Here is a 6,092-nt window from a genome sequence, read left to right as displayed (position 1 = left end):
ACCATCAGTAGCACACCGGCCAAGGGCTCGCGCTCGATGATTGTCGAGCATTTCGTGCGGCCGCTGCTCACGCTCGTGCGACGAGCCGCGAGACGATCGGCGTGGCCGGCGCCAGGGGTGTCGAGGCGAACTGTGCCTTGATGCCCTCGATCCAGCACCGGCAACGCTCGGTGAGCTGGTAGTCGTTGGTCTGCAGGTGCCCGCGGGTGACGAGCACGCCGAGTTGGGCGCCCTCGCAGCGTAAGTCGCCGGGCGCCGCGATACGCATGTAGAAGGCCTCGGACTCGTCGATCAGCGAGTCCCAGTCGCTGTCCGGGCGCGCGAACGAGATGCGCCGGTCGGCGTCGAGGTGCCACACACCTGTGCGTGGGGTCGCGGTGAAGAGCTCGAGGTCCGGCGTGGTCTCCGTGATTATCAGCTGACCCCAGACCTCGTCCTCACCATAGCCCCGCTCCCAGCGGGAGTTGATCTCCTCGATGTCGAGCTCGTACTCCACGTCCATGTACTCGAGCAGGTGGAAAAGAAACAGCGGCACGTCGGCGTAGGCCTCGGTGGTCAAGTTCGTCATCGGGCTTGCGCCGCTGAGGCGCGGGTTCACCTCGCCGAGGTAGAGATCGTCGGAGTCCAGGTCGTGCAACAGGTCCACCTCGAAGTAGCCGCGGTGTCCCTCGCGGCGAAGCACGTCGCCCAGCTTTCCTACCATCTCTCGCGCGGCGTGCGTCTGTGCGGGCCGCAGCACCTCGCGCCAGATGTCGTTGCCGCACCAGCCACCCTTGCGCGAGGTCAGCTCCGGGTAACCGATGAGGCTGGTCATCGCGGGGCCGATCAGGGTGCCGTGGCGGGTCACAGTGCCTTCGAGGCACACCTCGACATTGCGGATGCGCTTCATGACTTTGACTTCCCGCTGCCCCACCACGTCACCGGCGCAATGGTCCCAGTCGCGCTGACCGCGCACGAAGAACGTCGCCGTGCCGGCGTCGCCATAAGCGGCCTCGATGACGAGGTCATCTCCCAGTCCGCCGGTCTCCGCGAGGGCGAGCAGCTCGTCATAGGAGCGGACCCGCCCCATCACGTGCGGCACGCTCGGAACGCCTGCCTCGTCGGCCAGGCGCGTCATGACAATCTTGGAGCTCAGGCGATGGCGCAGCTCCGCCGACGGGTGCATGACCTCTAGCCCCGCCTCGTGCGCGAGGGCCTGGGTCTCCTCGTCGAGCATCACAAAGCAGGCCTTGCCACCGGGCCCTCGGTGCGCGATGAACTCGAGTGTCTCCGGATCACGCAGCAGGTGGTTGCACACATCCCTCATGGACCCGAAATCCCTGCGATCGCGCCGCCGGGGCATGAATACTCGCGGATGCGCACCCTCGAAAGAATCGAAGTATGTCAGGTAGAAGAAGTTCCGCACCCAGCGGTCGATACCCAGCAGGTTGAACGGGGTCGGCGAAATGAAATACAGCGGCACGGCATTGATGTGAAAGAACGCGCGTACGTCGGAGATAGCGTTCAGCGCGCGGCGCGGTGCGGGCTCCGGCCCACCGGCCGGCACGATCACGCCGGCCGCGGTGACGTCGGCACCTGGGCCCGGCTCGAGGACCGCGACACTGCGATCGGCGACCCGGCGGTGAATCCGCACACCTCCATACCACAAGTGTGCACCTTCGCATGGTCGTGTGGAAGCGCGGTGCACCAGTCGAGCTGGGCAGGAGCGCAGGTGCCGGGGCCGATCTCCCAGCCCGGCACTCATAGCCACTCGTATCCGTCGTGCTGCTTCATCTACCGCACACCCACAGGGCCCTCGACGTCCAGGAAGCGATAACGACGACGATGTCCGCGCTGCCGCGGACTCTGCGTCGCACCTTGACCTGGGACCAAGGCCAAGTGATGGCCCACCACATCCAGATGGTTGTCGTTCGGCACTGGCCCAGCTTTCGCTTCCCGCGTCGACGACGTGCGCACACAGAGCTGCGGTGAGGTTGCTGTCACATGGCGTGCAGATCGCCGTATTGGTCGCATCTTCGGAAAGATAGGTGTTACCTCCCTACTTTGCGTCTTTTCCGGAGCTGAACTCCGGTTTGCTTGTTGGTGTCCAAACAGTGAACGCGACGGAGTGATGATGAGAATTTCCGATGGCGTGGTGGGCGATGTCCGGCGGGCCGCAGCGGGCGTGAGGAGCAGGTTGGGCAGCGGCAGCCACTCGGCGCCGGCCGCGGTGTTGACGTTGACGGTGATCGGCGCCACGGGCTTGGTGGACTGGCCGGTGTTGTTGGGCGTCGGCGGCGCTGCTCTGGTGGTGCAGCGGCTCGGGCAGCGATCGGGCAGGCTACCGGCGCCCGCCGTCGATGATCAGCAAGGACATGCCGAGCCGCTGCCGGAAGACGATCGAGTGGTCCGCGAAGGCGATGAAGGCGCGGCCCCCACGCCCAAAGAGGCGGCCTGGCGCGGCGCACGCCGAGCAAGCGATAGCTTCCAACGTGGACCCGGGTCAGCTGGTACGGGCTGTCTCGGCGGATACATCACCCCGGCGTTGTTGATCAGAAGGTCGATCGTGGCAAAAGCGGATTTCAGCTGGTCGGCAGCAGCGCGCACGGATGCCGGCGAGGTCGGATCGAGTTGCTGGACGGTGGTGTCCGCCCCTGAAACAGCACCGGCGATCCGGTCCGCGGCATGTTTGCCCTTGTCCACATCCCGCACCGCCAGCACCATCGACGCGCCGCACGCCGCGAGCGCCCGGGCTGTCTCGAACCCAAGCCCGCTGTTGGCTTGGGTGAGGTCGCACAGGAGGTGATCCGCCCGGCGTTCCAACGGTATCGCCAGGTCCTGGCCGAAGAACTGCTGCCGGTGAGCAGGCCGGACGAACGCAGCGGACTGTGTTGGCTGGGCGAGGACGGCGCCGACATCTACCAGCGGCTGCTGCGCTGTCACACCACGGTCGCCGATCTGGACGCCGACCGGGTCCACGACCTGGGACTGACCGAACTGGCACGCCTGCGCGAGGAATACGCGCAGGTGGGGGCGCACCTGTTCGGCACCACCGATCTCGAGGCGATCTTCGCGCCTAGAGGCAGATATCGATTGGCTACTCACGTCATCGGGATATTCATTAAAATCAGCCCGTATCGGCTACCAACCAGCTGACTCCCGCTCGCGGACGCCACCCCCTGGACGCCGCGAGCCTCAGATGCCGTCGGGTCCCTTTGCTCGGCGGCATCGCCCATGTCGGTCCATCCGTCGCACTCGTCGAGGGCCGGTATTCGCAACACCAGAGCAGCTCGCGGCCGATACCACCGCTACCGGAGGCGGACTCGGCGGCGGACGCGGCCGCCGAGTCGGACGCCCATAGGTTTTGTGTAGCGCGATCCGCAACCGCGCTGCGTTCCATCACTCGGCCACCCCGTGCGATTCGGGCCACATCTACATCACCGCCTGCGTCCCCGCATGTTCATATTCGGCGACTCCTGCCCGAACAGGTCGCGGTTGCCGTGTCCGCGGACACGGCATCGGGAGGCGATATCACCGAGGTCGAATGGATACCGCCCGACGAGGACGACCACGGGGCTACGGTGAGTAGGTTGACGCCCATGCACAGGGTGCCGATCGTGGGCTGCGGAGCAAGCGGTAAGACCCACCTCGCTCACCGGTTGGCCGCCCTGTTGAGCCTTCCCGTCACGCATCTGGACGCCATCCACTACGACAGCGAGTGGAATACCCCGGACCACGAGGAATTCGCCGCCCGCCGGCACGAGTCGGTGGCCGCGGACCGATGGATCACCGAGGGCAACTACGCCGGCACGCTCCCGATCCGGCTGCACCGCGCCGATACGATGATCTTCCTGGACCTACCCGCGCTCACCTGTCCACTGGGAGTGCTACAGCGCCGGGCGAGGTATCGAGGCGGACAACACCATGATGGCGTCCACGACCGGATCACCCTCGATTTCCTCACCTACATCGGGAGCTACCGCACGACCCCGTGGGGCCGCGCCGGCGGGTATCGCAGATGCAGGCCAAGCTTCACCGTCGAACCGGCGGTCGATCCCGGCCGCCGGTTCGACGATCTGTTCAATTTCGTGCACGATCCGGCGACGCTGATCGTGACGTTCGACCGGGCCGCAGGCAACCGCGGAGCCCGCACCCCTGGCGTCGACGGGATGACCGCCACCGACGTTGAGGAGCTGATCGGGGTTCCGGGGTTTCTGGATGATCTGCGGACTTCGTTGAAAGACGGGTCCTTTCGGCCGTTACCGGTGCGGGAACGCAAGATCCCCACGCCGGGAGGGTCGGGGAAGGTTCGCCGTCTCGGGATTCCGACGGTGACCGACCGGGTCGTTCAGGCCGCGCTCGAGCTGGTGCTGGAACCGATCTGCGAGGCCGACTTCGAGCCGGTCTCCTATGGTTTCCGGCCCAACCGGCGGGCTCAGGACGCGATCCTCGACCGGATCATCGAGCAAGAGTCCGAGATCCGAGAACGCTGTAAGCGCGAACTACGTTTCAAATCACCGATTGATTACCGGCAAGGATGAGAAGTCCTCCCCTGAGTACGGATACCACGTCTACCTGAAGTACGACCGACCCCGGCACGAGCTCCGACGCCAGTGGTGCGGATACCAGGCAGTCACATTTCGGGAACGTCTCGGCGCCGCGGAGACTGAAGCACGCCGCCTCGACATACTCGTCGCCGAACTCGTCAATGCCCTGCGCGAATGTCGGCATCTCCTCGCCGAGGAGAAAGAGCGCGAACTCGAACAGGAGCGCGTCACCCCGCAGAACAGCCGACCGGCAACCGACTGCCCACTCGAGCCCAGGGAGATGCCGGTCGTCTATCTGGTTCGGAGCGGATCTTCGCGGCGGCCGTGATCGGTAGCCGACTACCTATTCCCGATCGACGAACTCGTCCCTGAACGCGGTTCAGGTGTGCAGGATGAGCGCGTCGCCTTGGCCGCCTTCACCGCACAGCGCGGCCACACCTGCCACGCCACCCGGCATTTCAGTTCGAGTGCCCAATGCAGCGCGATTCGGGCACCGGACGCACCGAGGGGGTGCCCGATCGCGATCGCGCCACCGTCGACGTTCACCCGCTCCGGGTCGAGTCCGAGCGCGCGGGTCGAGGAGGCACCCACGGCGGCGATGGCCTCGTTGATCTCCACCAGGTCCAGATCGGCGGGTGTGATACCGGCCTTGTCGCAGGTGGCGGTGATCGCATTCGCCGGCTGCAACTGCAGGGAACTGTCCGGACCCGCGACCATGCTGTGCGCGCCGATCTCGGCGAACCACGAAATGCCGAGCTCGATCGCCTTCGTTTTGCTCATGACCACTACTGCGGTCGCGCCGTCGGATAGTTGTGACGCCGATCCAGCGGTGACGGTCCCGGCTCGGTCGAAGGACGGCCGGAGCCGGGCGAGTGACTCGGTAGTGGTGTCCGCGCGGACCCCTTCGTCCTGCTGGAACAGGACTGGTCCCCGCGGCGTTGCGGGATCGCCACCGGGACTACTTCGTCGTCGAAGATCCCGGTGCGCCAGGCCTGCGCGGCCTTTCAATGCGAGGCCGCGACGAAAGCGTCCTGTTCTTCCCTTGACGCGGTCACCGGGCCGGTGTTGTGCGATTCGGTGAGGACCCCCATCGCCTGATCGGTGAACACGTCGTGCAGGCCGTCGTAAGCCAGGTGATCGGCGAGTGTCACGTCACCGTATTCGAAGCCCTGCCGCGACTTCTCGAGGATATGCGGCGCCCGGGCCATCGGTTCCTGACCACCGGCCACCACGATATCCAGCTCACCCGCGCGAATCAGCTGGTCTGCCAGCGCGATGGCGTTCAGGCCGAACAGACACACCTTGTTGATGGTCATGGCCGGGACACGCATCGGAATGCCCGCGGCGGCCGCCGCCTGGCGTGCCGGGTTCTGTCCGGCGCCCGCGGTGAGTACCTGCCCCATGATGACGTACTGCACCTGCTCCGGGGCCAATCCCGACTTTCCCAGCGCCCCTGCGATTGCGAGGCCCCCAGGTCGGAGGCAGAGAATCCGGACAGCGATCCCAGCAGTTTCCCGACCGGGGTGCGGGCACCGGCGAGGAGGACGGTGGTGGTGGTCACTAGGG

At 66.1% G+C, this 6,092-nt stretch carries 3 protein-coding genes and 4 pseudogenes; 4 read left to right on the top strand and 3 right to left on the bottom strand.

Going from position 1 to position 6,092, the window contains the following annotated elements; all coding sequences use genetic code 11:
- Nucleotides 1-67: 67 nt before the first annotated feature.
- Nucleotides 68-1,552 carry a biotin carboxylase gene (locus tag ON20_RS05485; RefSeq protein ID WP_086008918.1) on the bottom strand — a complete coding sequence of 495 codons (1,485 nt, stop codon included), beginning with the start codon at nt 1,550-1,552 and terminating at the stop codon, nt 68-70.
- A gap of 206 nt (nt 1,553-1,758) precedes the next feature.
- Between ON20_RS05485 and ON20_RS40925 the strand changes: the two are divergent.
- Nucleotides 1,759-1,896, top strand: a pseudogene (locus ON20_RS40925) (IS30 family transposase); the annotation flags it as partial.
- A 600-nt stretch (nt 1,897-2,496) separates the two neighbouring features.
- On the opposite strand, the pseudogene ON20_RS34035 reads toward ON20_RS40925, so the two are convergent.
- A pseudogene (locus ON20_RS34035) lies at nt 2,497-2,814 on the bottom strand (SDR family NAD(P)-dependent oxidoreductase); the annotation flags it as partial.
- Here ON20_RS34035 and ON20_RS05480 point away from each other — a divergent pair.
- From ON20_RS05480 to ON20_RS05475, 3 genes and pseudogenes are all read left to right on the top strand, one after another.
- The gene (locus ON20_RS05480; protein ID WP_040833857.1) at nt 2,761-3,135 is read left to right on the top strand and encodes a DUF885 family protein; all 375 of its coding nucleotides are present in this window, start codon (nt 2,761-2,763) and stop codon (nt 3,133-3,135) included. The pseudogene ON20_RS34035 and the gene ON20_RS05480 overlap by 54 nt on opposite strands.
- Before the next feature lie 1,001 nt (nt 3,136-4,136).
- Nucleotides 4,137-4,433, top strand: a pseudogene (locus ON20_RS34030) (reverse transcriptase domain-containing protein); the annotation flags it as partial.
- Between the two features lie 67 nt (nt 4,434-4,500).
- Nucleotides 4,501-4,854, top strand: a complete 354-nt coding sequence (locus ON20_RS05475) for a hypothetical protein (protein WP_051161709.1) — start codon at nt 4,501-4,503, stop codon at nt 4,852-4,854.
- A gap of 51 nt (nt 4,855-4,905) precedes the next feature.
- Here the strand turns inward: ON20_RS05475 and ON20_RS05470 are convergent.
- Nucleotides 4,906-6,087 (bottom strand): annotated as a pseudogene (locus ON20_RS05470) (acetyl-CoA C-acetyltransferase).
- Nucleotides 6,088-6,092: the final 5 nt, after the last annotated feature.

Origin of the sequence: Nocardia brevicatena NBRC 12119 (assembly GCF_000308495.1) — a bacterium.
Lineage (GTDB): Bacteria > Actinomycetota > Actinomycetes > Mycobacteriales > Mycobacteriaceae > Nocardia > Nocardia brevicatena.
The sequence above is the reverse complement of the archived record's forward strand: the minus strand, read 5'-3'. Positions and strand labels throughout refer to the sequence as shown.